General features: G+C 72.9%; 22 protein-coding genes and 1 pseudogene. 13 read left to right on the plus strand and 10 right to left on the minus strand.

Going from position 1 to position 22,453, the window contains the following annotated elements:
• Positions 1–3: 3 nt before the first annotated feature.
• The 3 genes from ACZ5WG_RS36525 (at position 4) to ACZ5WG_RS36535 (ending at position 3,315) form a co-directional block, all read left to right on the plus strand.
• Complete coding sequence (locus tag ACZ5WG_RS36525) at positions 4–468, plus strand: PH domain-containing protein (RefSeq protein WP_468728885.1); 465 nt, start codon at positions 4–6, stop codon at positions 466–468.
• Between the two features lie 307 nt (positions 469–775).
• Entirely contained in the window at positions 776–2,245 is a 1,470-nt protein-coding gene (locus tag ACZ5WG_RS36530) for a hemolysin family protein (RefSeq protein ID WP_468728887.1), read from the plus strand.
• Positions 2,242–3,315, plus strand: coding sequence for a hemolysin family protein (locus ACZ5WG_RS36535; protein ID WP_468728888.1), 1,074 nt, complete (start codon positions 2,242–2,244; stop codon positions 3,313–3,315). Before ACZ5WG_RS36530 ends, ACZ5WG_RS36535 begins: the two co-directional genes overlap by 4 nt.
• Before the next feature lie 39 nt (positions 3,316–3,354).
• Here ACZ5WG_RS36535 and ACZ5WG_RS36540 read toward each other — a convergent pair whose 3' ends face one another.
• Positions 3,355–5,295 (minus strand): AAA family ATPase, encoded by a 1,941-nt coding sequence (locus tag ACZ5WG_RS36540; protein ID WP_468728890.1) that lies wholly within the window; start codon positions 5,293–5,295, stop codon positions 3,355–3,357.
• 378 nt (positions 5,296–5,673) lie between these two features.
• Complete coding sequence (locus tag ACZ5WG_RS36545; protein WP_468728891.1) at positions 5,674–6,309, minus strand: uridine kinase family protein; 636 nt, start codon at positions 6,307–6,309, stop codon at positions 5,674–5,676.
• 182 nt (positions 6,310–6,491) lie between these two features.
• On the opposite strand from ACZ5WG_RS36545, the gene ACZ5WG_RS36550 reads away from it, so the two are divergent.
• The 3 genes from ACZ5WG_RS36550 to ACZ5WG_RS36560 all read left to right on the plus strand — a co-directional run bounded on the left by ACZ5WG_RS36550 (position 6,492) and on the right by ACZ5WG_RS36560 (position 8,717).
• Positions 6,492–7,913 carry a peptidase C39 family protein gene (locus ACZ5WG_RS36550; RefSeq protein WP_468728892.1) on the plus strand — a complete coding sequence of 474 codons (1,422 nt, stop codon included), beginning with the start codon at positions 6,492–6,494 and terminating at the stop codon, positions 7,911–7,913.
• A 96-nt stretch (positions 7,914–8,009) separates the two neighbouring features.
• Positions 8,010–8,438 (plus strand): SPW repeat protein, encoded by a 429-nt coding sequence (locus ACZ5WG_RS36555; protein ID WP_468728893.1) that lies wholly within the window; start codon positions 8,010–8,012, stop codon positions 8,436–8,438.
• Between the two features lie 126 nt (positions 8,439–8,564).
• Complete coding sequence (locus ACZ5WG_RS36560) at positions 8,565–8,717, plus strand: SCO1431 family membrane protein (RefSeq protein WP_468728894.1); 153 nt, start codon at positions 8,565–8,567, stop codon at positions 8,715–8,717.
• A gap of 15 nt (positions 8,718–8,732) precedes the next feature.
• Here the strand turns inward: ACZ5WG_RS36560 and ACZ5WG_RS36565 are convergent, their stop codons facing one another.
• From ACZ5WG_RS36565 to ACZ5WG_RS36575, 3 genes are all read right to left on the minus strand, one after another.
• Positions 8,733–8,915, minus strand: a complete 183-nt coding sequence (locus ACZ5WG_RS36565) for a hypothetical protein (RefSeq protein ID WP_468728895.1) — start codon at positions 8,913–8,915, stop codon at positions 8,733–8,735.
• 2 nt (positions 8,916–8,917) lie between these two features.
• Positions 8,918–9,337 (minus strand): DUF6114 domain-containing protein, encoded by a 420-nt coding sequence (locus ACZ5WG_RS36570; protein WP_468728896.1) that lies wholly within the window; start codon positions 9,335–9,337, stop codon positions 8,918–8,920.
• Positions 9,338–9,439: 102 nt separating this feature from the next.
• Positions 9,440–10,120: a DUF6230 family protein gene (locus ACZ5WG_RS36575; protein ID WP_468728897.1), complete on the minus strand. Its 681-nt coding sequence runs from the start codon at positions 10,118–10,120 to the stop codon at positions 9,440–9,442.
• A 99-nt stretch (positions 10,121–10,219) separates the two neighbouring features.
• On the opposite strand from ACZ5WG_RS36575, the pseudogene ACZ5WG_RS36580 reads away from it, so the two are divergent.
• A pseudogene (locus ACZ5WG_RS36580) lies at positions 10,220–10,747 on the plus strand (TetR/AcrR family transcriptional regulator); the annotation flags it as partial.
• Positions 10,748–11,200: 453 nt separating this feature from the next.
• Positions 11,201–12,373: an acyl-CoA dehydrogenase family protein gene (locus tag ACZ5WG_RS36585; RefSeq protein WP_468728898.1), complete on the plus strand. Its 1,173-nt coding sequence runs from the start codon at positions 11,201–11,203 to the stop codon at positions 12,371–12,373.
• Positions 12,374–12,424: 51 nt separating this feature from the next.
• Here the strand turns inward: ACZ5WG_RS36585 and ACZ5WG_RS36590 are convergent, their stop codons facing one another.
• The 4 genes from ACZ5WG_RS36590 to ACZ5WG_RS36605 all read right to left on the minus strand — a co-directional run bounded on the left by ACZ5WG_RS36590 (position 12,425) and on the right by ACZ5WG_RS36605 (position 14,986).
• On the minus strand, positions 12,425–13,300 hold the full coding sequence (locus tag ACZ5WG_RS36590; protein WP_468728900.1) for a ribosome-inactivating family protein: 876 nt from the start codon (positions 13,298–13,300) through the stop codon (positions 12,425–12,427).
• Between the two features lie 56 nt (positions 13,301–13,356).
• Complete coding sequence (locus ACZ5WG_RS36595; protein ID WP_468728901.1) at positions 13,357–14,229, minus strand: Crystal protein ET79; 873 nt, start codon at positions 14,227–14,229, stop codon at positions 13,357–13,359.
• Between the two features lie 45 nt (positions 14,230–14,274).
• Positions 14,275–14,535 carry a hypothetical protein gene (locus ACZ5WG_RS36600; protein WP_266669041.1) on the minus strand — a complete coding sequence of 87 codons (261 nt, stop codon included), beginning with the start codon at positions 14,533–14,535 and terminating at the stop codon, positions 14,275–14,277.
• Positions 14,536–14,713: 178 nt separating this feature from the next.
• Entirely contained in the window at positions 14,714–14,986 is a 273-nt protein-coding gene (locus ACZ5WG_RS36605) for a hypothetical protein (RefSeq protein WP_468728902.1), read from the minus strand.
• 180 nt (positions 14,987–15,166) lie between these two features.
• On the opposite strand from ACZ5WG_RS36605, the gene ACZ5WG_RS36610 reads away from it, so the two are divergent.
• The 3 genes from ACZ5WG_RS36610 (at position 15,167) to ACZ5WG_RS36620 (ending at position 19,431) form a co-directional block, all read left to right on the plus strand.
• Positions 15,167–16,642, plus strand: a complete 1,476-nt coding sequence (locus ACZ5WG_RS36610; RefSeq protein ID WP_468728904.1) for a helix-turn-helix transcriptional regulator — start codon at positions 15,167–15,169, stop codon at positions 16,640–16,642.
• Between the two features lie 514 nt (positions 16,643–17,156).
• Entirely contained in the window at positions 17,157–18,290 is a 1,134-nt protein-coding gene (locus ACZ5WG_RS36615; RefSeq protein WP_468728906.1) for an Rv3169 family protein, read from the plus strand.
• A gap of 40 nt (positions 18,291–18,330) precedes the next feature.
• Positions 18,331–19,431 carry a phosphotransferase family protein gene (locus ACZ5WG_RS36620; protein ID WP_468728908.1) on the plus strand — a complete coding sequence of 367 codons (1,101 nt, stop codon included), beginning with the start codon at positions 18,331–18,333 and terminating at the stop codon, positions 19,429–19,431.
• Positions 19,432–19,473: 42 nt separating this feature from the next.
• On the opposite strand, the gene ACZ5WG_RS36625 is transcribed toward ACZ5WG_RS36620, so the two are convergent.
• The gene (locus tag ACZ5WG_RS36625; RefSeq protein ID WP_468728909.1) at positions 19,474–19,917 is read right to left on the minus strand and encodes a hypothetical protein; all 444 of its coding nucleotides are present in this window, start codon (positions 19,915–19,917) and stop codon (positions 19,474–19,476) included.
• 217 nt (positions 19,918–20,134) lie between these two features.
• Between ACZ5WG_RS36625 and ACZ5WG_RS36630 the strand changes: the two genes are divergently transcribed.
• Both ACZ5WG_RS36630 and ACZ5WG_RS36635 read left to right on the plus strand, forming a co-directional pair.
• Positions 20,135–20,575, plus strand: coding sequence for an Lrp/AsnC family transcriptional regulator (locus tag ACZ5WG_RS36630; RefSeq protein ID WP_030011705.1), 441 nt, complete (start codon positions 20,135–20,137; stop codon positions 20,573–20,575).
• Positions 20,576–20,653: 78 nt separating this feature from the next.
• Positions 20,654–22,288 (plus strand): amidohydrolase, encoded by a 1,635-nt coding sequence (locus ACZ5WG_RS36635; protein ID WP_468728911.1) that lies wholly within the window; start codon positions 20,654–20,656, stop codon positions 22,286–22,288.
• Positions 22,289–22,453: the final 165 nt, after the last annotated feature.

Here is a 22,453-nt window from a genome sequence, read left to right on the forward strand (position 1 = left end):
ATCATGGCCGAGTCCGCCGCCCAGCCCGCACCGCCCGCCCTGCCGGTCACCTTCCGGCCGACCCGCACCCGGGCCGTCCTGCTGGGCGTCGGGCTCGCCATGTTCGCCACCATCACGGCGATCGCCCTCCTGCTCGAGAACCTCGGGCCGGGGGAGCGGATGAGCTTCATCTTCACCGCCGTCCTGCTGACCTCCGTACTCGTCCTGCTCAGCCGCCCCAAGGTGGTCGCGGACGAGGCGGGCGTCACCGTCGTCAACCTGACCAGCACCCGCCGCCTGGAGTGGGCGCAGATCCTGCGCGTGAACCTCCGCCCGGGCGACCCGTGGGTGTTCCTGGACCTCAGCGACGGCACGAGCCTGCCCGCCCTCGGCATCCAGCCCGGAGTGGCCAGGCAGCAGGCGATCGGCGACGCCCGCGCCCTGCGCGCGCTCGCCGAGGCCCGGGGAACCGGGCCCCACGACCACTGAGCCGCCGCCGCGCGGACCCCGTTCGGGCATCGAACGAGCACCGAACGAACATCGAACGGGCCTCGAAAGGGCCTTGGGCGTACCTCGGGCGGCTCTCGGTCGAAGCACCGGAGCCGCAGCCGACCGCTGCGTCCCATTGCGGCGGCGATCTCAGTGACTACCCTGGTGGCGGGGCGCACCTGTGCGCCCCCCACCGGCCCCGGGACCCCGAGGTCCGGGGGCACCTGCGACTTGAGGAGTGACTCCCTCCAGCAATGGACGGATCGTCCGGTAGTACCCGCGCCGCCCTCCCCACGGAGGCGGCGGCATGACCATCCCGCTACTCCTGCTCGTGGCGGCATTCGCCCTGATCCTCGCCAACGGCTTCTTCGTGGCGGCCGAGTTCGGCCTCGTCACCGTGGAACGACCCGAGGCCGAACGCGCCGCAGCCGACGGCGACCGCCGTGCCCTCACGGTGGTCGAGGCCCTGCGGGAGCTGTCCTTCCAGCTCTCCGGCACCCAGCTCGGCATCACCATCACCTCCCTCGTGGTCGGCATGCTCGCCGAACCGGCCCTCGCCGGACTGCTGGCCGGGCCGCTCGCGGCGACCGGCCTGCCCGCGGGAGCCGTCTCCGGCGTCGCCGTCTTCATAGGCATGCTGCTCGCCTCCGCCGTCCAGATGGTCGTCGGCGAGCTCGTCCCGAAGAACTGGGCGGTCTCCCGGCCGCTGCAGGTGGCCCGGTTCGTGGCCGGCCCGCAGCAGGTCTTCTCCCGTGCCTTCCGGCCGGTCATCGCCGGCCTCAACGCCGTCGCCAACCGCCTCGTGCGGGCGCTCGGCGTGGAACCGGCCGAGGAGATGGCCTCCGCCCGCACCCCCGGCGAACTGGTCTCCCTGGTCCGCCATTCGGCCCAGGCCGGCGCCCTGGAACAGGACACCGCCGACCTCTTCGTACGGACCCTCTCGCTGGGCGAGCTCACGGCCCAGCACGTCATGACCCCCCGGGTGAAGGTCAGCGCCCTCCAGCACACGGCCACCGCGGCCGACGTGCTCAACCTGACCCGCGCCACCGGGCTGTCCCGGTTCCCGGTCTACCGGGAGCGCATCGACGAGGTCACCGGTGTCGTCCACCTCAAGGACGCCCTCGCCGTGCCCGAGTCCGAGCGCGCCCGCACCACCGTGAGCCGGATCTGCGTCGCCCCGCTGCTGGTGCCCGGCTCGCTGCCGGTGCAGCCGCTGCTGGAGCGGCTGCGCAGCGAGCAGCCGATGGCCGTGGTCGTCGACGAGTACGGCGGCACCGCCGGGGTCGTCACCCTGGAGGACATCGTCGAGGAGCTCGTCGGCGAGGTCCGCGACGAGCACGACCTCGCCGAGGACGAAGGCCCCGAACTGGCCGCCGTGCCCGCCGAGGACGGCCGCCCCTCCTGGGAGGCCGACGGCAGCTGCCGCGTGCAGACCCTGCGCCGGATAGGCCTGGAGGTGCCCGAAGGCCCGTACGAGACCGTCGCCGGTCTCGTCGCCGACCTGCTCGGCCGGATCCCCGCCCCCGGGGACCGCGCCGAACTGCCCGGCTGGAGGCTGTCCGTCCGCCAGGTCGGCCGCAACCGCGCCGAACGCGTCCGGCTGGTCCGGCTGGGAACCGTCCCCGCCGCCCACGGGACCGGCCCCGAGGCTGCCCGCGCCACCGTCCGGATCGACGCGGAGGACTCCGTACGCACCGGGCCCGGCCGGCAGGCCTCCCCGGACGCGCGGTCGCCGCAGCCGGCCCAGCCGGCGCAGCTGGAAGGCGCCGGCCGATGAACGCCCTCCAACTGCTCTTCGCCCTGCTCCTGGTCCTGGCCAATGGTTTCTTCGTCGGCGCCGAGTTCGCGCTCGTCTCCGTACGGCGCAGCCAGATCGAGCCGCTGGCCAAGGAGTCCAAGCGGGCCCGCCAGGTGCTGTACGGCCTGGAGAACCTGCCGCGGATGATGGCGGCCGCCCAGTTCGGCATCACCGTCTGCTCCCTGACCCTCGGCGCGGTCGCCGAACCGACGATGGCCCGCCTGCTGGAGCCGCTCTTCCACGCGGCGCACATCCCGCAGGGCGTGGTCCACCCGCTCGGCTACGCGGTGGCGCTCGCCGCCGTCGTCTTCCTGCACCTGGTCATCGGCGAGATGGTGCCCAAGAACCTCGCCATGGCCGCGCCCGAGAAGACCGCCCTCTGGTTCAGCCCGGGCCTGGTGGCCTTCGCCCGGCTGTGCGGCCCCGTCACCAGTGCGCTGGGCTCCTGCGCACACCTGGTGCTCCGTCTCTTCAAGGTGGAGCCCAAGGACGAGGTCGAGGCCGTCTACACCAGCGCCCAGCTCGGCCGGCTCGTCGAGGACTCCCGGCAGGCCGGGCTCCTGGAGCCGGGCGAGCAGGAGCGCCTGGAGGACGCCCTGGAACTGGGCAGCCGCCCGGTCACCGACGTCCTGCTCTCCCGGGAGCGGCTCGTCACGGTCGGCCCCTCGGCGACCCCGCGGCAGATCGAGCAGCTGACGGTCCGCACCGGCTACTCCCGCTTCCCCGTCCGCTCCGAGAACGGCGCCTTCATGGGCTACCTGCACGTCAAGGACGTGCTGGACGTCGAGGACCGGGAGCGGGCCGTACCCCAGCGGGTCTGGCGCCGCATGCCCACGCTGTCCGCCACCCTCCCGCTGGACGACGCGCTCAGCGTCATGCGCCGGGACGCCACCCATCTGGCCCAGGTCGCCGACCCGGCCGGGCGGGTGCTCGGCCTGGTCGCCCTGGAGGACGTGCTGGAGATGCTCGTGGGCGAGGTACGCGACCCCGCGCACCGCATCCCGGCCCGCCGGCCCGGCCCCCGCGAAACCAGCCCCGCCGGCGTCTGAGGCGTCGGGGTGCCGGGGCTCCGGCCCCCCGGCACCCCGCTACAGCGGCGGCGGCTCCGGGCGGTCGCGGTCCTGCGGGCCCCGGCCCGACAGGACCTCCCCGTAGGCCTGCATCAGATCGGGCAGCCGCAGCGTCGACAGGTCGTCCCGGGAGGGCTCGCCGGGGAACCCCGCCAGCCGCAGATCCCGGTACGCGCAGCTCTTCTCGTACAGGGTGCGCAGGAAGCGGCCGTTGCCCAGCTCGTCGATCCAGCCCTGCTCCACCACGTGCCCGCTGATGCTGCGCAGCTCCTCCAGAGCCTCCTCGTCCCAGCAGTCCCCGTTCGCGTCCGCCAGCACCCCGCCGATCGCGGTCAGCTCCAGCGGCCGGTAGCTGGGGAAGTCCACCCGGGTGGTGAACCGCGAGGACAGCCCGGGATTGGCGGCCAGCAGCCGGTCCATCCCCGCCGGGTAGCCGGCCAGGATCACCACCAGGTGGTCCCGGTTGTCCTCGGCCCGCTTCAGCAGCACCTGCAGGGCCTCGTCCCCGTACGCGTCGCCCTTGCTGTAGCCGGTGTTGGAGAGGCTGTACGCCTCGTCCACGAACAGCACCCCGCCGATCGCGGAATCGATCAGCTCGTTGGCCTTCACGGCGGTCTGCCCGAGGAACTCTCCCACCAGATCGGCCCGTTGGGCCTCCACGAGATGGTCCCCGCCCAGCAGCCCGAGTGCGTAGAAGACCCGGCCAAGGATCCGCGCCACGGTCGTCTTGCCCGTGCCCGAGGGCCCGGAGAACACGAAATGCCGCTTCGGAGGCTGCACCGGCAGGCCCTGCCCGGCCCGCAGCCGGGCCATGTGCAGCTGCGCCGAGAGCGCCTTCACCTGCCGCTTCACCGGCTCCAGGCCCACCATCCGCTCCAGCTCCGCGAGCGCCTCCGCGAGCAGCGCCGGATCGGCCGGGCCGGCCGGCAGCCCCCCGGGCGCGGTCTGCGGCGGAACCGCCACCTTGCGGCGGACGCCTTCCGCCCGGCCCGTACCCGGAGCCCCGAACCGCGGATCCGGCTCCGGCGCGATCAGCGGGTCCGGCTCCACCTGCCCGTCCGCCGCGATGTCCTGGACGGGGCCGCCGCCGAGGGCCACCGCCGCGAAATCCCCGCCGACCGGCGAGAGATCGTGCCCGGCGTACCCCTCGTAGCCGGACGCGGCGTACCCGGCGTATCCGTCGGCCCCGTCGACGTAGTCGCTGTCCTCGATCGCCGTCAGCCGGGCCGCCGTGTCCATGAACGCCGGGTCCACCCGGTGCACCGCCCGGTACAGCGGCAGCGCCGCCGCGCTGCGCCCGGTCCCCTCGTGCGCCCGCGCCAGCCAGTACCGCAGCTCCTTGCGCTGCGGCTGCTCGCTGCGGCAGCGCATCAGCGCCGCCGACAGCATCGGCTCGGCCTGCCCGTACATCTCGAGGCGGACCCTGGCCATCCCGCCGAACAGACCCGCCTCGATCCCCAGCAGCGGATCGTCCACCAGCGGCTCGGTGTGCCGTACCAGCTGCTCCCAGTCCTTGACCAGGTAGGCCCGGCAGGCGTGCAGGAACCGCACCTGCGCGTCGGTGTCCACCGGTGGCAGCGCGGCCAGCGCCTGGTCCAGCTCGGGGACGTGCCGGCCGTCCAGCCAGTGCGAGGCGTGGGCCAGCAGCAGGTCACGCCGGCTCTCCAGTACGGGCTGCACCCACCAGCCGAGCCAGTACCAGGAGTTCAGCGTCCGCCGGTGGCGGGCCCGCTGTTCGCCGAAGCGGTCGCGGTGGGCGTACATGCGCAATAAGGCGTTCGTGGTGTCCACCCGGAGCGCGTGCAGGCCCAGCCATGCGTCGGCCATCGAGGGATCCAGTCGTACGGCCGCCCGGAACTCCTCCTCGGCCTGCGGATAGGCGCCCATCGTGCAGGCGTCCACCCCGCGCAGCCAGGCGAGTTCGGCCGGGGCGTGCGTGCCCGGCGTGCCGAAATCCATCACATCCCCCACAAGCCTGCCCCCGTGGTGCACAGCAACCCCCGCGTCGCGCCCGCGAGTTGTCCACTGCGCCGATGAAATCAGGGATGCATCGTACCTGCGGCTACGCACCATACGTAGGGTGCGGCGGGCACCGGTCGGCCGGGTTCCGGGGGCGCGCAAGGTGACTCAGGGTGAAGATTTCGGGGAGGTCGGGCCCCTGCGGCGCCGGTGCGAAGCCGGGCGGGGGCAGAACGAAGCCCCCGATCACGGGGGAACAATCGGGGGCTTCGCGTCCGCTGCGGCCTGGAAAGACCGCGCATTCAGAACGTAAGGCCGGTGCGGGGCCCAGGTCAAGCAAGTCGGTGCAGGCCCGCGCAAGTGGTTTTCCGGAGCGGCTCAGGCCCGGGGGAGTCCGTCACCTTCGGTGACGGAAGTGGCCCTTCCGGCTGTCGCATCCGTCCCGGAAGACCACTCGTATCCCGTACCGCTCTGGTGTACCAAAGTGTCGGCGAAGGGGCGCGAAGGATCATCCGCGAAGTGCGCGAGCTCCGCGCGCTCCCATCCGTCCCAGAAGTCGGAAAGTTCACGCCCGTCCCGATTTCGCCCGCGCCCCCAGGACTGCGCGCGCGGTGTCTCCATCCACAGCAGCCGCGCCAGATGCGGGCGCAGCGACCGCCGCCCGGCACCGACCCCCTCGATCAGCAGCACCGGCACCGGCTCCAGCACCCGCTCCGGGCCGAACCGCCGCTCCACCCAGTCGTACGGGGCCCAGCGGGCCGCCCGCCCGGCGGCCAGCGGCTCCAGCACCTGCGCGCGCAGCCGCTGCGTCCAGCCGAACAGCTCCTCGTGGGTGGCCACGTCGTCCAGGTGCAGCACCGGCGCCCCGCCCAGCGCCTCGGCGAGCCGCGCGGCGAACGTGCTCTTCCCGGACCCGGCGTGCCCGTCGATCCCGATCAGCCGCACCGGGCCGAGGGAGGGGGGCAGGGCGGCGAGTTCGCGCGCGAGTGACTGAAGTGACGCTTGAGGCTCCACCCGGCCAGCGTATGGCCCCGGGGGCGGGCAATCCCCGCCGGGCCCCGGCCGCCCCCGCCCGCGGCCCACGGGCCGTCGCCCCGCGTCACCCCCGACACGGAGCCCGGCTTCGCCGCCCGGCGGGCGGGAACTGGAAGGGTGGAGGAGCCGATCCACCGCACCGACCCCTGGGGGCCACGCCGATGACCGCACCCACACCGCGCAGGGCCCTGCTGGCCCTCGCCCTCGCCGCGGCCGCCGCAGCCACCGTCCCCGGCGGCAGGGCTTCGGCGGCCGGAGCCCACGCAGGCGGCGGCCCGCAGCCCGAAACCGGAGCCGCCGACGGCACGCCGGCCGAAGCGGCGTCCGCCGAAGCCGCCGCGGGCGGGACGGTCGACAACCGGTTCTGGTACTCGTACGCCCACTGGCTGGCCGGCACCCACCGGGGCACCGCCGCGCTCGCCGGCGACCGGCCCGGCCTGGTGATCGAGGCCCCGGCCGGCCGCACCGAGTACACCGACCCGCACACCGGGAAGAAGGGCACCTGGGAGTACGCCGCCTGGACCTCCCCGGTGCACCGCTCCGCCGTGCCCGGCACCGAGACCATCGCCTCCTGGAACGCCCACACCCCGGCCGGCACCTGGATCCAGATCGAACTGCGCGCCACCTACGGCACCGGCGCCACCACCCCCTGGTACGTACTGGGCCGCTGGGCCTCCGGCGACGGCGACATCCGGCGCACCTCCGTGGACGGCCAGACCGACGGCACCTCCACCGTGTGGACCGACACCCTGGCCGTCGACGCCCCCGCGCGGGCGAACGGCGTACGCATCACGGACTGGCAGCTGCGCCTGACCCTCCACCGCAAGCCGGGCACCGCCCAGGGCCCGACGGTATGGCTGGCCGGGGCCATGGTCTCCGACGTCCCGGACCGGTTCACCGTCCCCGCCTCCGCCCCCTCGGGCGCGGCCCACGAGCTGAAGGTCCCGCGCTACTCGCAGGAGATCCACACCGGCCAGTACCCCCAGTACGACAACGGCGGCGAGGCCTGGTGCAGCCCCACCTCCTCCCAGATGGTCGTCGAGTACTGGGGCCGCAAGCCCGCGGCGCAGGACCTGGCGTGGGTCGATTCCCGCTACGCCGACCCGCAGGTCTGCCACGCGGCCCGCTCCACCTACGACAGCGCCTACAAGGGCTGCGGCAACTGGCCCTTCAACGCCGCGTACGCCGCCACCTACAGCGGGCTCGCCGGGGTCGTCACCCGGCTGCGCTCCCTCGCCGACCTGGAGGTCCTGGTCCGGTCGGGCATCCCGGCGATCACCTCGCAGTCCTTCCGCACCGAGGAGCTCACGGGCGCGGGCTACGGCACCGCCGGCCACCTGATGACCGTCATCGGTTTCACCGCGACCGGGGACGTGGTCGCCAACGACCCGAACTCGCGCGACAACACGGCCGTCCGCCGGGTCTACAAGCGGCGCGAATGGGAGAACGCGTGGCTGCGGACCAAGCGGTACAACACCGCCGGCAAGACCGTCACCGGCTCCGGAGGCATCTGTTACCTGTACGCCCCGGCCCGCCCGAGCCTCGCCCAGATCGCGGCCCTGCGGGCGGTGGGAGTGCTGTGATCCGGGCGTCGGAACTTCCCGTTGACCCCGGGCGCAGATAAGCGGAACATAAGGTCGTAAAGGGCATATAAAGGCTTCTACAGGAGGCGGCCCGCCATGACCACCCACAGCATCGAACACCACCCCGACCTCGCCGAGATGCGCTCGCGGTTCGAGCGGGTCACCAGCACCCCCGCCGCGCAGTCCGTGGAGGCACTGGCCCTCATCACGGGCCTGTACCTGGCGGCCTCGCCGTGGATCGCCGGGTTCAGCGGCCTCAGCTCGCTGGCGATCAACAACCTGATCGCCGGCCTGGCGTACTGCCTGTGCATGAGCGGACTCGGCTCCGCTTATGAACGCACCCACGCGATGGCCTGGACGGCGGTCGCCATCGGAGCCTGGACGATCGTGGCTCCGTGGGTCATCGCCGGCGATGTCAGCACGACCCGCACCGTGGTCAGCAACGTGATCACCGGCGGCGTCGCCCTGTGCCTCGCCCTGGCCATGGCGGGTATGGCGGGCCGCAACCGCACCGCCTCCGGCTGACCTCCGTACGCACCGGGCCCCGACCGCAAGCCGGCCGGGGCCCGGTGGCGTGCCGGGACGTGATGCGCGCCACGAGTGACGAGCGTCTCTACCGCGAAAGCCGCAAACGCTGTCACATTGGACGGCATGACCGCATACAGCTCCGCCCTCGCCTCCCGCGCCCGGAACCTCGTCCGCACCGGCGGCCCGAAGGACGACTCCAAGTGGCTGGAGCACGTGCTCGGCTGGACGCTGGTGGTCGTCGTCGCCATGTTCGTCACCCAGCTCGGCTGGCTCTGACCCGAGGCCCTCTCGTTACGAGGCCTCCAGCCGCAGCCCGTCGCTGACGATCACGTCCGAGGTGACCAGCGCCTGTTCCGCACTGACCCGGGTCATGAAGACGAACGGCGGGATCACTGGGGGAGCGGGCAGCCCGTCCGGGCTGAACGTGACGCACAGCAGCCCTTCGATGCAGCCGCTGAACTTCGTCAGGTACAAGGTCACATTGCCCCGCAGATCAAGGGACGTGGCGGCCAGCCCGTACTCCTCGCGGCCGTCGCGGGTGCGCAGCCGGTAGTCGGCCCCTGGGGCGAGGCCGCAGCCCTGGCGGGCGGGGCTCCGGTCACCAGCGCCGCTGCCAGCAGCACCGGCAGTACGGCGGCCAGGGTGCGCGGACCGGCGCCGCCCGGCCTCTGCGCGTACGCGCCCTCCTGGTGTGAACTCCCCTCGTACGAACTCTCCTCGTCCGCCGCCTCGTCGGGCAGCGGCGTCCACCCGAAGGCCAGAGCGCTCCCGGCGATCCCGAGCAGCATGCCGACGAGGAACCCGCCCAGGTTGGTCGCCACGAAGGACAGCACCGACAGCAGCAGGGCGTGCACGGAGACGTAGGCCCGGGCCTGCGGCAGGAACCACAGGAACACGCCCGCCGAGGAGCACCAGCAGCCCGCCCCAGAACGGCCGGGTCCGGCGCCAGGCGCGCAGCCGGCGCCACTGCCGGGCCGTCGGCAGCCGCAGTCGAGGGCTCAGAAGCACTGCTCGCCGTCCAGGCCGACGCTCACCCGCATGCCCTTGAGGCGGAAGTTCCCCCCGGTTGCGGACCAGGCGTGCGATTTCACGCCGACGACCTCGATGTTCCCGGCCTGCAGACCGAACTTCCCCGGCTCCCCCTTGACCCCGTCCACCTGGTCGAGGGTCGAGGCGTCCCGGCCGATCTGCGCCGTGCCGAAGGTGGCGGCGCCGTCGAGGTCCTCGCCGTCGATGACCAGGCTGCTCGCCGTGACCGCCCCGGCCGGGCCGCCGGCGGTGAGTTTGAAGACCACCTTGCCCACCGGGGTGTCCACCTCGGCGGACTGGCGGATGTCGGTGAGCGTGGCCTCCCCGATGCCCAGCAGTGCGACCGGATGGCCCTTGCCGTCGACGGAGCGGTCCGTCTGTACGTACGAGGCCAGGCCCTTGCTGCTCAACTTGGAGGAGGAGACCTGGAAGCCGGTGCCCGAGACGGCGAACGACGCGGCGAGCGCGCCCTGCGCCACGACCGCGGCCATCGCCCCGACCGCGACCACCGCGGGCAGGGCGACGGCGGCCGACTTCCTCCAGCAGACCCGGCCTTCACGTCTGCCGGTCGTGTCGTGGTCCGTCGCCCTGTCCGCGTCCTGGTCCGTGCCCCTGTCCGTGCCCCCGTCCGTGCCCCTGTCCGTGCTCATGGAATTGCCTCCCGTGCGTCGTCCGGTGCGCAGGGAAGTGCATGAGACAGGTCTGCCATACTGCGGGCATCCTGTGGCAGTTCGAGGCTAGGGCCGAATTTGAATATTAGTCAACAGCGTGGTGCGACCGGGCGTTCGCAGGTCCGCAGAGCCGAACTCATAGCAACCGGACGCAAGTTGTTCGCCGATACCTCGTACGACGTGCTCTCCATGGACGACATCGCCAAACAGGCGGGCGTTGCCAAGGGGTTGATCTACTACTACTTCAAGAGCAAGCGGGGCTACTACCTCGCCATCGTCGAGGACTCGGTCGCCGAGCTCGTCGCCCGCGCCGCCGGGGAGCCGGACCTGCCCAAGGTCGAGCGGGTGCGCCGCACCATCGACGGCTACCTGCACTACGCCGAACACCATCAGGCCGCCTACCGGACCATCGTCACCGGGGGCGTCGGCTCCGATGCCGAGGTGCTGGCCATCCGCGACGCGGTCCGCGAGGAGCTGGTGGCCACCATCGCCGAAGGCGCGTACGGGCGCCGCACCATCCCGCCGATCGCCCGGCTCGCGCTCGTGGGGTGGCTGTCCGCGGTCGAGGGGACCACCCTGGAGTGGATCGGAGCCCTGACCGCCCCTGCGGACGCCTCCGACAACGCTGTCACCTCCGATGCGGATGCGGATGCGGATGCGGATGCGAATGACGAGGCGGACCCCGGCGCCGAGGCCGACACTGAGGCCGAAGCGGAACCCGATGCGGAATCCGGCACCGAGGCCGCGTCGCGGCAGCCCGACCGGGCCCGGCTCGGAGCCCTGCTCGTGCGCCAGCTGCGTGCGACGCTGACGGTGATCGGGGAATTCGTCCCGGAGTGTCCGCCGCCACCCCTTCCCGAAGAGGCGTTCGAGAAAGCCGATGATCTTGCCCCGGTGACGGGACGCTCCTGATCGGGCATACTCAAGCCGCCGCAGCCACTGAACTGCCCCTTCCGTGATCCGGGAGGGCAGTATCGGCTGTGAGAGCACCGAGACCCGGCGGCGCGTCCCACACCTCACGCGTCGCCGCCGTGCCCGACGAGGGAGGAGAGCGCCGCCATGACTGACCGCGCCCCGCAGCCGGTGGACCGACAGCTGCCCACCGAGGAGTCCCGGGACCTCCTCGCGCTCGTGCGAGAGATCGCCCAGCGCGAGATCCGCCCCGTGGCTGCCGAAGAGGAGGACGCCGGGCAGTTCCCGCGTGCGATCTTCACCCTGTTGTCGGAGGCCGGCCTGCTCGGTCTCCCGTACGCGGGTGAGTACGGCGGCGGCGAGCAGCCGTACGAGGTCTACCTCCAGGTCCTGGAGGAGCTCGCGGCGGCCCGCCTGACCGTCGGGCTGGGCGTCAGCGTGCACTCGCTGTCCTGCCACGGCCTGGCCGGATACGGCACCGAGGAGCAGCAGAAGGCCCACCTGCCGGCCATGCTCGGCGGCGGCCTGCTCGGCGCGTACTGCCTGTCGGAGCCCGCCTCGGGCTCCGACGCCGCCTCGCTGACCACCAAGGCCGTACGCGACGGCGAAGACTGGATCATCACCGGCACCAAGGCCTGGATCACCCACGGCGGGGTCGCCGACTTCTACACCGTCCTCGCACGCACCGGCGGCGAGGGCCCCAAGGGCATCACCGCCTTCCTGGTGCCGGGCGACGCGGAGGGCCTGACGGCCGCCGTCCCCGAGAAGAAGATGGGCATGAAGGGCTCGCCCACCGCCCAGCTGCACTTCGACGGGGTCCGCGTCCCGGACACCCGCCGTATCGGCGAGGAGGGCCAGGGCTTCACCATCGCGCTGGCCGCCCTGGACGCGGGCCGTCTGGGCATCGCCGCCTGCGCCATCGGCGTTGCGCAGGCCGCTCTGGACGAGGCCCTGGCGTACGCCCTGGACCGCAAGCAGTTCGGGCACCCCATCGCGGACTTCCAGGGCCTGCGCTTCATGCTCGCCGACATGGCGACCAAGATCGAGGCCGGCCGGGCGCTGTACCTGGCTGCTGCGCGACTGCGCGACGCGGGCAAGCCGTTCTCCCGCCAGGCGGCGATGGCCAAGCTGTTCTGCACGGACGCCGCCATGGCCGTCACCACGGACGCGGTCCAGGTCCTCGGCGGCTACGGCTACACCGCGGACTTCCCGGTGGAGCGGCTGATGCGCGAGGCGAAGGTCCTCCAGATCGTCGAGGGCACGAACCAGATCCAGCGCATGGTCATCGCCCGCCACCTGGCAGGCCCCGAGTCACGCTGACGGCGACGGGGCTGCGCCGGCTCCGGGCCGGCGCAGCCCCGCGTCACATCGTCACCCGGGTCGCTTGACCATCGAGACGTAATCGGACATCTCGCCGAAACCGCGGCGGGTGACACCGCCGAGGCTGAACGAGCCGCCCGCGCCCGGATGGGCCGTTTCGTTGAGCATGTACGTGGAGCCGGGTCCCCACTGGTTCTCTTCCTGGGCCTCCTGAGAGGTGATGGACGAGGACGAGGCGATCCCGCTGCGCACGGTCCTCTCGATATTGCGGAATCGGGTCCCCTCTCCGACCGCGGCGATCGCGTGGACCAGGGCGCGCCGCACGGCGCCTTGGTCCTGGTCGCCGTTGGCCGCGTGCCGCCACAGCGTCTGGAAGTGGCCCTGGAGGCCGGCCAGGCTGATCTGCAACTGCCTGTTGTTGGCGTCGCCCACCTCCAGGCCCCGATTGCCGTTGCTGCTGCCATAGCTGCCGCTGTAGCCGAGATTGACCGCGTTGCGGCCGAGTATCTGACCGAGGTTGTATTCCGGGTCGGTGAACTGGAAGACGGGACCGCCGCCGCCGGCGGTCGCGAAACCGCGCAGGTACAGGTTCTGCGTGGTCAGGTAGAGGCTGAGCCGGTGGCCCTCGGGCAGCGCGACGATCACCTCGATGACCTCGTTGCCGGCGTTGGTCTGCCACACGGTGTTGTCGCCGTGGCCCCGCAGGATGGTGCCGGCCCTCTCGTGGAGCGAGCGGATGAAGCGGGTGTACGCGGCAGCGGCGTCGCGCTGGTTGCCGGTCAGGTCCCAGCCGAGCTGAACCTGCTGGATCGACGCGGGCTGGGCGGCGGGCAGGGCGGACGGTGCTTCGGTGGCGGCCTGGGAGGCGGGGGCTGTCGCGCCCAGCAGGGCGAGGCCGAGGAGAGCCGCGGGAAGGGTCTTGCGCATCGGATTCCTTCGTACGAGGGGGCGGGCGTCGGCTGCGGCCGGAACGGGTGTCGGCATCAGTTCACCGAGAAGGTGACGGACGCGTTGTCGCCACCTCCGCCCGAGGTGGTGCAGCGGTGCGGCGCGGGGACCTGGCACTGGTACTTGTTGCTGCCCGAGAAGGGGTTGTCCCAGCGGATGGCGACCGTGCCGCCGCCCGCCATCGTGTAGTTCGCGTAGCCCTCGGTTCCGGTCATGACGCCCTCCGACTCGCTCTCCCAGGAGGCGTTGGCGCCGGGGTTGATCAGCGACGGCGGAAGGTTGTTGCCGGTCCAGATGCCGTGGGACAGCCCGGCCCCGGTCCTGGCGAGCAGCGTGCCGCTGTTGTTGATCACGCGGACGACGGTGCTGCGGGCGGCCTGGGCCGTCATCTCCGTCGACGCGGCCTGGGCCGAGAACGCCGCGGGTCCGCCGGTCAGCGTGAAGTTGACGGTGGCGTTGTCGCCGCCCCCACCGGTCCGGGAACAGGCGTAGCCGGTCGGCGCCTCACAGCTGTAACTGTTCGAGCCGGCGTACGGGTTGTTCCAGTGGATGTTGATCTGCTGCCCGGTCGCCGTGACCCGGTAGGTGGTGTAGCCCTCCGTCCCGGTGAGCATGCCGCACGAGCGGCTGCCCCAGGAGGTGGTGATGCCCTTGGCGATGTAGTCCGGCGGCAAGGCGTCGTTGTTCCAGCACCCGTGCGGCAGGGAGGAGCTGACCCGGGTCAGCTGCTGGCTGGTGCTGTTGCTGAAAACGACGTCCGTACTGCGGGCCGAGGACGCCGCGACGGGCGACGGGCCGGCCACCGGCGCGGCCTGGGCTGCGGGGGCGAGCGCGGTGGCACCCGCCGCCAGCGCGGCGACGGCGGTGAGCGCGGTGGCCCACCGGGCCCGGGAACGGGTCAGCTGCATGGGGTGTTTCCCTTCGAGTCGTGAGTGGGGGCGCACAGGGGCGGATCAGTCGACGTAGAACAGCTGGTACTGGTTGTTCCAGGTGGGGTTGCACTCGTAGCGGCTGTAGAGGCCGAGCGCGACGCTCAGCGAGCCGGCCTGGATGCACTGCGAGAAGGACGGGTACGTCCCGCCCGGCTCCCGGTAACCGGCCGTGGCCGCCTGGGCGGTCGCGGCGCCGCCGACGCCGAGCAGCAAGGCCGTGCCCGCGCAGAGGGCGACGGCGAGCGAGCGGCGCCGGGTCGTGGCTGCGGTGCCTGATCTCATGGGGATTCCTTTCGGGCATGCCTCATCACGCCGCGGCGGCGCCGGGCTCATCGAGGAGGAAGCAGGGGGAGAAGAAGGAGAAGAAGGAGAAGAAGAGAAGGAGACTGGGTCGGGCCCACATCCGCCCAACCGGCGGCGGATGGTGTCCGCCGCCCCCGCACCCGGTCTCCCGGATGGTTCAGTTCAGCGGCTTGCCGGGGCACACGGAGCTGCCCCACGCCGTGGTCACGGGGCAGGGCTTGTCGCCGTGGTGACCGCCGCCTCCGCCTCCGTGTCCGTTGCCGCGTCCGTCGTCGGCTGCGCCGGCGAGTGCGAAGCCCGCAGTGACCCGGGTGCCGGAGCCGGCCGGGCCGCCGGCGGTGTCGGTGCCGTGGCCGGAGACGGCGGCGCCGCCCCACAGACAGGCCCCGACGGCCAGTCCCGCAGTCAGGCGCAGGGTTTTGACGAGCACGGCAACTCCTCTGTCAGGCAAGGGCATTGGGACACGGAAACAGGCGCCGGTTCCGCCGGTGCCGCTGGTTCCGCTGGTTCCGCCGGTTACGAGGACGACTCTGCCAGGGCCCGCTGGCACCCGGAGGGCCTGGAAGGGATCATGTGGATGCCATGCACGTTTAGGAGGCAAGCGGTGGAAATGGGCGCGGATGCAGGAACAGGCGTACCCCGACTCGATGAACCGGCGACGCTGCTGTACCGGTGGGCCCTCGTCCACGGCCGGCTCACACCCACGGCGCTGCCACGCGCCGCGGCGGAGACCGGCCTGAGCGAGCAGGCCTGCAGAGGGGCGATCGCGCAACTCGCCGAGGTGTACCTGTTCCAGCCGCTGCCCGGAGGCGACGGGGGAGAAGGGGACGCCGGCGCGGGCTGGCGGGCCGTGAGCCCGCAGTCGGCCGGTGCGCAGGTCCTCGCCGAGAAGGAGACCGAACTGCGGGCCCACGAGGCGGCCTTACGGGAGCAGCGGGAACAACTCCAGCGGCAGCGCGACGGATTCAGCGCCCTCGTTCCCGTCTACCTCCAGGCCCGCCGGGACACCTTCCCCGAGGGGACCATCGACCACCTCCCGGACCAGTTCGCGGTCCGCGCGCTGCTCACCGAGGTCATCGACACCTGCCGCAGCGAGGTCCTGGTCTCCAAGCACGGCGGCTCGTTCCCACCGGCCGCGCTGCGCGAGGCGCTGCCCCGCGACCTGGCCCTGCTCGCCCGCGGGGTCCGGATGCGCAGCCTCTACCAGCACGCCACCCGCTTCGACCAGGCGACCCGGATACACGCCGAACAGCTCATCGGTGCCGGCGCGGAGATCCGTACGCTGCCCGAGGTGCTCCCGCAGATGATCCTGGTCGACGGCCAGCTCGCCCTGCTGCCGGCCCGGTCCGGTGGTGCGCTCGTCATCCGGGAGCCGGACCTGATCGGTTATCTGCTGGACGTCTTCCAGCGGGACTGGGCGAACGCCACCCCCTTCGCGACCGGCCCACAGGCGGCCCACGGCGTATCGGAGGCAATGAAACGGAGCATCCTGGTGCTGCTCGCCAAGGGGCTCAAGGACGAGTCCATCGCCCGGCGGCTGGGCGTTTCCCTGCGGACCTGCCGCCGCCACGTCTCCGAGCTCCTGGACGGCCTCGGGGCGCACAGCCGCTTCCAGGCGGGCGTGATCGCGGAACGCAACGGCCTGACCGGCCATCCGGTCGCCGCCCCGGCGGTGCCCGCGCAGGAAGCCCCGGCTCCCGCCGCACCGGCCCCGGGGCCGAACCTTCAGGAGCCCGGGGCCAAGAGCGGAACCGGGGCCGGGACCGGCCCCGGGACCGAAGTCGGAGCCGGGACCGAAGTCGGAGCCGGGACCGGGGCCGGAACCGGAGCCGGGGCCGGGGCCGGGGCCGGGGCCGGGGCCGGAACCGAAGCCGGGGCAGAGACCGAAGCCGGGGCCGGTTCCGGAACCGAAGCCGGGACCCGAGCCGGGGCCGGGAGCCCGCCGCGCTGCCCCGGCTGCGACCGCCCGCTCCCGGTCATCGCCGCCCAGCGGCAGGGCCGACCGCCGCGCTACTGCTCGGCGCCCTGCCGCTCCCGCGCCTATCGGGCCCGGCTCAAGTCCCGCCAGGCCCCGGACACCCCGTGACGTAATCTCCCACCGCGACACGAAAGTCGACGAACCGGCTGCACGGCGCGCCGGTTCAGCTGCCGTGGAGCGGGCCGGCCGGCCAGATCGGGGAGCCGGCGACCCGGGACCACTCGGGATCGCGCCGGCCCGGCAGGGTGCGGCCGTCGTCGGCCCAACGGGCCAGCAGCGCACGGTAGATCGGCGGATCGGGCTGCCGTTGCGGAACCGATTCTTCGTAGCCGGACGGCGTCGGCCGCCGTCGCCGTCCCGTTCTTGCCCCAGGCGTTTCGAGCGTGGTCATACAGCGCCAACGCGCCACCCGACCCACGGGTAATCGCCCCTGCCCTCCGGGTATCCGTTCGAGGTGTCCCCGCCGCGCCCTCCCCGAAGTGGCCAGACGTGCCGGGCTGTCAGGGAGTGACAGAAGTCTGGCCCCGGGCCCAGTATCTGACGTACCGTCATATCCGCTCGAGCCGACGCCGCGCCCCGCGGCCCCGTACCCCGCGCCACCGCCCCGCCCAGGAGGTTTGCCATGCCCGCGGACCGACCCGTACCCCTCGACGAATACCCCGTGCACCAGGCCCCGTTGTCGATGAAGCACCTCGTCAGCGGCGACCGGAACGCCTACGACCGCTGCATCTTCCACGTCTTCGACCACGCCGGCCGGGCCGTCCTCATCCTCGGCCTCGGCGTGTACCCCAACGCCGGGGTCATCGACGCCTACGCCACCCTGCGCACCGGCGACGAACTCCTCGCCGTCCGCGCCTCCGACGCCCTCACCGACGACCGCATGAACCTCTCCGTCGGCCCGCTGCGGATCATCGTCGACGAACCCCTGAAGCAGATCACCCTCCAGTGCGACGCCGACCCCGCCGACCCCGCAGGGCTCTCGTACGACATCACCTGGACCGCCGAATTCCCCGCCGTCTGGGAACCCCACCACGTCCAGCGGCGCGGCGACCGCCTCATGCTCGAAGGGCGCCGCTTCGTCCAGGCCGGGCACGTCACCGGCACCATCCGCGCCAAGGGCGAGGAGCACACCCTCACCGCCGGCGAGTGGACCGGCACCCGCGACCGCAGCTGGGGCGTGCGCCCCATACCCGGCGAGGACGGCGGCCGGGCCGCCGAGGAGTACCGGCCCGAGGGCTTCCACTGGCTCTGGATCCCGGTCCGCTTCGAGGACCGCTTCGTCATGGTCATCGCCCAGGAGGACGCCGACGGGCACCGCACCCTGAACGAGGCCGTCCAGGTCTTCCCCGAGGACAGCGGCCGCCACGACGTGCAGCTCGGCTGGCCCCAGACCGAGATCCGCTACCGCCCCGGCACCCGCCACCCCGAGAGCGCCGTCGTCCACCTCGCCGACCCGGCCCGCAAACCCCTGGAACTCGGCGTCGAGATCCTGAGCTCCTCCCCGCTCGCCGTCGGCGCCGGCTACCCGCCCGCCGCCGACTGGCAGCACGGCACCTGGCAGGGCCGCGGCTGGACCGACCGCCGCGTCTACGACCTCTCCGACCCCGCCGCCCACCCCATGGCCGCCTTCGGCGTCACCGACCACTCCGCCCGCTTCACCCTCGAAGGCCGGACCGGCTTCGGCATCTTCGAGCACGGCAGCTTCGGCCGCCACGACCCGAGCGGCTTCACCGACTACGGCTCAGTGGCCCCGTAGCAGCGCCCCGTACCAGAGCCAGCAGAAGGAAGGGGAAGTCATGGCAGCACCGGCACCACGCCCGCGCACCTCCACCCGCGAACCCGAGGAACTCGGCCGGCGCCTCGCCGCCTGGCTCGACGCCGAGCTCCCCGGCGCGAAGATCACGGGCATCTCCGTCCCCGGATCCAACGGCATGTCCAGCGAGACCCTGCTCTTCGACATAGAGCACCCCGACACCCCGGTCCGCGCCTGCGCCCTGCGCCTCGCCGCCGACCCGGCCGCCTACACCGTCTTCCCCACGTACGACATGCCGCGCCAGCACCGGGTGATGAGCCTGGTCGCCGCCCACACCGACCTGCCCGTCCCGCGCGTGCTGTGGCTGGAGCAGGACCCAGGGCCCCTGGGCGCGCCCTTCTTCGTCATGGCCCGCGCCGAGGGCCGGGTCCCGCCCGACGTCATGCCCTACACGTACGAGGGAAACTGGCTGCACGCCGCGAGCGACCCCGAGCGCGCCGTACTCCAGGAGGCGAGCATCTCGCTGCTGGCCCGGCTGCACGACCAGTTCCCCGCCGAGAAGGCCGAGTTCCTCCTCCCCGAGGGCACGGGCAGCCCGCTGCGCCGCCACGTCGACGCCCAACGCGCCTACTACGCCTGGGTGGTCGACGGACTCGCGCCGTCCCCGCTGCTGGAGCGGGCCTTCGGCCGGCTGGAAGAGCTCTGGCCCGCGGACGAGGGCCCCGCCGTCCTCAACTGGGGCGACGCCCGCATCGGCAACGTCGTCTACGAGCCCGCCGGGTTCCGGCCGGTGGCCGTCCTGGACTGGGAGATGGCCGCGTACGCCCCGCGCGAGGTCGACCTCGGCTGGACCGTCTACCTGCACCGCTTCTTCCAGGACCTGACCGTCGGCTTCGGCCAGAGCGGCCTGCCGGACTTCCTGCGCCGCGCCGACCTGGAGCACCGGTACGCCGAACTCACCGGGCACACCCCACGGGACATGGAGTTCCACACCCTGTACGCCGCCCTGCGGCACGGGATCGTGATGCTGCGGATCGCCTACCGGCAGGCGTACTTCGGGGAGGTCGAGGTCCCGGCGGACCCGGACGGCCTGATCCTGCACCACGCCAGCCTCGAAGCGATGGTGCAGGGCACGTACTGGTAGACCCGGACCCGGTGGACCCGGTGGATCCGGCCGGGAAAGTCCTCAGGCCGCCTGCGCGTGCTGCCGCATCTGCGGCAGCAGCGTCGGCGCCGGCATCCGCACGGGACGCGAACCGGGACCGCCGACGTGCGAGAAGGGCTGCGTCCGCCAGTCCAGGCCCTGCGGCAGGTCCAGCAGCACGACCTCGAGCTCCTGGGGCTCCTCGAGGCCCATGCCCACGGTCGGCAGCGCCTCGGACGCCGGGCGGCCCGTGCCCGCGCACACCGTGAGCCCGAAGGGGTTCCACGGGGTCAGGCAGAGCGCGTGCTCCGGCAGGTACTCCTCGTCCGCGACGAGGGCGATCGACTGGCCGCAGTCGGGGCAGATCGCGTGGTGGATCTCGAACCCGTCGACGTCTTCGAGGTACTCACCGTCGTCCGCGTACTCGGTTTCGTTGAGTTCCACGGGCTCCGGTTCGGTGCGACCGGCGCGCTTGGTGTTCAGCATGGTTGTACTCCCCCTTGGGTGGGCCGGGCGGGCAGGTTCTACGGCCTCGGCCACACGAAGCACTTCCCGCCGCGCGGCACGAGTAACCACAACATCCGGGCGTACGCCTGCATACCCTTGTGGCTTTGGTCACATGCCCGCCGCAGGTGCCACTTGTGGGCGGCCGGCACTGTGCCTGGAGCGCCCTTGGGCCTTAGGTTGAGCGGCTATGAGCGCAATGGAGGAGCTGGACCGCCAGATCGTGGATCTGCTCGTGCGGGACGGGCGGATGAGCTACACGGACCTGGGCAAGGCCACGGGACTGTCCACGTCGGCAGTCCACCAGCGAGTACGCCGTCTGGAACAGCGCGGGGTGATCCGCGGGTACGCGGCCGTCGTCGATCCCGAGGCCGTCGGACTGCCCCTGACGGCCTTCATCTCGGTGAAGCCCTTCGACCCGAGCGCGCCGGACGACATCGCGGACCGGCTGGCCGGCGTACCGGAGATCGAGGCCTGCCACAGCGTCGCGGGCGACGAGAACTACATCCTGAAGGTCCGGGTCGCGACCCCGCTGGAGCTGGAGGACCTCCTCGGCCGCCTGCGCGCCCTGGCCCACGTCTCGACCCGCACCACGGTGGTCCTCTCCACCCCGTACGAGGCCCGCCCGCCCCGCGTGTGACGCCCTTGCCCGGGTCGGCCTCCTCCTCGTGGCGGGGGCGCGGTCGAGGAGGGGCCGCGGACCCGCGAAACTGAGGGCATGACTGACCGCACCGCCAGCTCCGTCGACGCCGCCGGCGCCCCCGCATCCGAACGGACCGTCCTCCTCCGCGGGGGCGAAGTACACAGCCCCGCCGACCCCTTCGCCACCGCGATGGTCGTCGAGCGGGGACACATCGCCTGGGTCGGCTCAGAAGGCGCCGCCGACGCCTTCGCACAGGGCGTCGACGAGGTCGTCGACCTCGGCGGGGCGCTCATCACCCCCGCCTTCACCGACGCGCACGTCCACACCACCTCCGCCGGCCTCGCCCTCACCGGCCTCGACCTCACCGGCGCCGCCTCCCTCGCCGACGCCCTCCGCCTCGTCCGCGCGTACGCCGAACGCCGCCCCGCCGACCGGGTGCTCCTCGGCCACGGCTGGGACGCCTCCCGCTGGCCCGAGCGCCGCGCGCCCCGCCGCGAGGAGCTCGACGAGGCCGCGGGCGGCCGCCCCCTCTACCTCAGCCGCATCGACGTGCACTCGGCCGTGGTCACCACCGCCCTGCTGGACCTCGTACCGGCCGTCTCCGTCCGCGGCGACGAGCCGCTGACCCGCGACGACCACCACGCCGTCCGCAGGGCCGCGCTCGCCGCCGTCACCCCCGCCCAGCGCGCCGAGGCCCAGCGGGCCGCCCTCGACCGGGCCGCCTCCCTCGGCATCGGTTCCGTCCACGAGTGCGGCGGCCCCGACATCTCTTCCGCCGAGGACTTCGCGGACCTCCTCAACCTCGCCCGCGAAAGGCCCGGACCGCGCGTCTTCGGGTACTGGGCGGACCGGGACCTCGAACAGGCCAAGGCGCTCGGCGCCATCGGCGCCGCCGGTGACCTCTTCGTGGACGGAGCCCTCGGCTCCCACACCGCCTGCCTGCACGCGCCGTACACCGACGCCGACCACACCGGCACCGGCTACCTCGACGCCGCCGAGGTCGCCGAGCACGTCGCCGCCTGCACCGAGGCGGGCCTCCAGGCCGGTTTCCACGCCATCGGCGACGCCGCCCTCACCGCCGTCGTCGAGGGCGTGCGCGCCGCCGCCGAGAAGGTCGGCCTCGCCCGCATCCGCGCCGCCCGGCACCGCGTCGAGCACGCCGAGATGATGACCCCCGCCACCATCGCCGCCTTCGCGGACCTCGGCCTCACCGCCTCCGTGCAGCCCGCCTTCGACGCGGCCTGGGGCGGCGAGGACGGCATGTACGCCGACCGGCTCGGCGCGGAGCGCGCCCGTACGCTCAACCCCTTCGCCGCCCTGCTCAAGGCCGGCGTGCCCCTCGCCTTCGGCTCCGACGCCCCCGTCACCCCGTTCGACCCGTGGGGCACCGTCCGGGCGGCCGCCTTCCACCGCACCCCCGAGCACCGGATCTCCGTACGGGCGGCCTTCACGGCCCACACCCGGGGCGGCTGGCGGGCCCTGGGCCGCGACGGCGCGGGCGTGCTGGTGCCCGGCGCCCCCGCCGACTACGCGCTCTGGGAGACCGCCGAACTGGTCGTCCAGGCCCCCGACGACCGGGTCGCCCGCTGGTCCACGGACCCCCGTTCCGGGACCCCCGGACTGCCCGACCTGACCCCCGGCCGCGAACTGCCGGTGTGCCTCGCCACCGTCGTCGGCGGGCGGGAGGTATTCGTACGGCCACAGGGGTGATCCGGTCGGCCTCGGTTCGGTACGGGCGCTCGGACCCGGATAGGTTCGGCCGGGTCCACCACCGGACGTCCGTACCGGGCGGATCCGTCTGCTCAGCGCGCCCGCGCCTCGGGGGCGAGGGAAGGTTTCGCCGGGATGGGGGTCCCCCCTGCTCCGATGGAGCTC

Source organism: Streptomyces sp. NPDC032745 (assembly GCF_055579465.1).

What these genes read in the sequence shown, in the direction of transcription:
- ACZ5WG_RS36615 (WP_468728906.1), top strand. Translation starts at nt 17,157, where the DNA reads ATGCCCGCGGACCGACCCGTACCCCTCGACGAATACCCCGTGCACCAG.
- ACZ5WG_RS36585 (WP_468728898.1), top strand. Translation starts at nt 11,201, where the DNA reads ATGACTGACCGCGCCCCGCAGCCGGTGGACCGACAGCTGCCCACCGAG.
- ACZ5WG_RS36620 (WP_468728908.1), top strand. Translation starts at nt 18,331, where the DNA reads ATGGCAGCACCGGCACCACGCCCGCGCACCTCCACCCGCGAACCCGAG.
- ACZ5WG_RS36535 (WP_468728888.1), top strand. Translation starts at nt 2,242, where the DNA reads ATGAACGCCCTCCAACTGCTCTTCGCCCTGCTCCTGGTCCTGGCCAAT.
- ACZ5WG_RS36635 (WP_468728911.1), top strand. Translation starts at nt 20,654, where the DNA reads ATGACTGACCGCACCGCCAGCTCCGTCGACGCCGCCGGCGCCCCCGCA.
- ACZ5WG_RS36600 (WP_266669041.1), bottom strand. Translation starts at nt 14,535, where the DNA reads ATGAGATCAGGCACCGCAGCCACGACCCGGCGCCGCTCGCTCGCCGTC.
- ACZ5WG_RS36595 (WP_468728901.1), bottom strand. Translation starts at nt 14,229, where the DNA reads ATGCAGCTGACCCGTTCCCGGGCCCGGTGGGCCACCGCGCTCACCGCC.
- ACZ5WG_RS36550 (WP_468728892.1), top strand. Translation starts at nt 6,492, where the DNA reads ATGACCGCACCCACACCGCGCAGGGCCCTGCTGGCCCTCGCCCTCGCC.
- ACZ5WG_RS36530 (WP_468728887.1), top strand. Translation starts at nt 776, where the DNA reads ATGACCATCCCGCTACTCCTGCTCGTGGCGGCATTCGCCCTGATCCTC.
- ACZ5WG_RS36560 (WP_468728894.1), top strand. Translation starts at nt 8,565, where the DNA reads ATGACCGCATACAGCTCCGCCCTCGCCTCCCGCGCCCGGAACCTCGTC.
- ACZ5WG_RS36610 (WP_468728904.1), top strand. Translation starts at nt 15,167, where the DNA reads ATGGGCGCGGATGCAGGAACAGGCGTACCCCGACTCGATGAACCGGCG.
- ACZ5WG_RS36525 (WP_468728885.1), top strand. Translation starts at nt 4, where the DNA reads ATGGCCGAGTCCGCCGCCCAGCCCGCACCGCCCGCCCTGCCGGTCACC.
- ACZ5WG_RS36555 (WP_468728893.1), top strand. Translation starts at nt 8,010, where the DNA reads ATGACCACCCACAGCATCGAACACCACCCCGACCTCGCCGAGATGCGC.
- ACZ5WG_RS36590 (WP_468728900.1), bottom strand. Translation starts at nt 13,300, where the DNA reads ATGCGCAAGACCCTTCCCGCGGCTCTCCTCGGCCTCGCCCTGCTGGGC.
- ACZ5WG_RS36575 (WP_468728897.1), bottom strand. Translation starts at nt 10,120, where the DNA reads ATGAGCACGGACAGGGGCACGGACGGGGGCACGGACAGGGGCACGGAC.
- ACZ5WG_RS36630 (WP_030011705.1), top strand. Translation starts at nt 20,135, where the DNA reads ATGGAGGAGCTGGACCGCCAGATCGTGGATCTGCTCGTGCGGGACGGG.
- ACZ5WG_RS36540 (WP_468728890.1), bottom strand. Translation starts at nt 5,295, where the DNA reads ATGGATTTCGGCACGCCGGGCACGCACGCCCCGGCCGAACTCGCCTGG.
- ACZ5WG_RS36625 (WP_468728909.1), bottom strand. Translation starts at nt 19,917, where the DNA reads ATGCTGAACACCAAGCGCGCCGGTCGCACCGAACCGGAGCCCGTGGAA.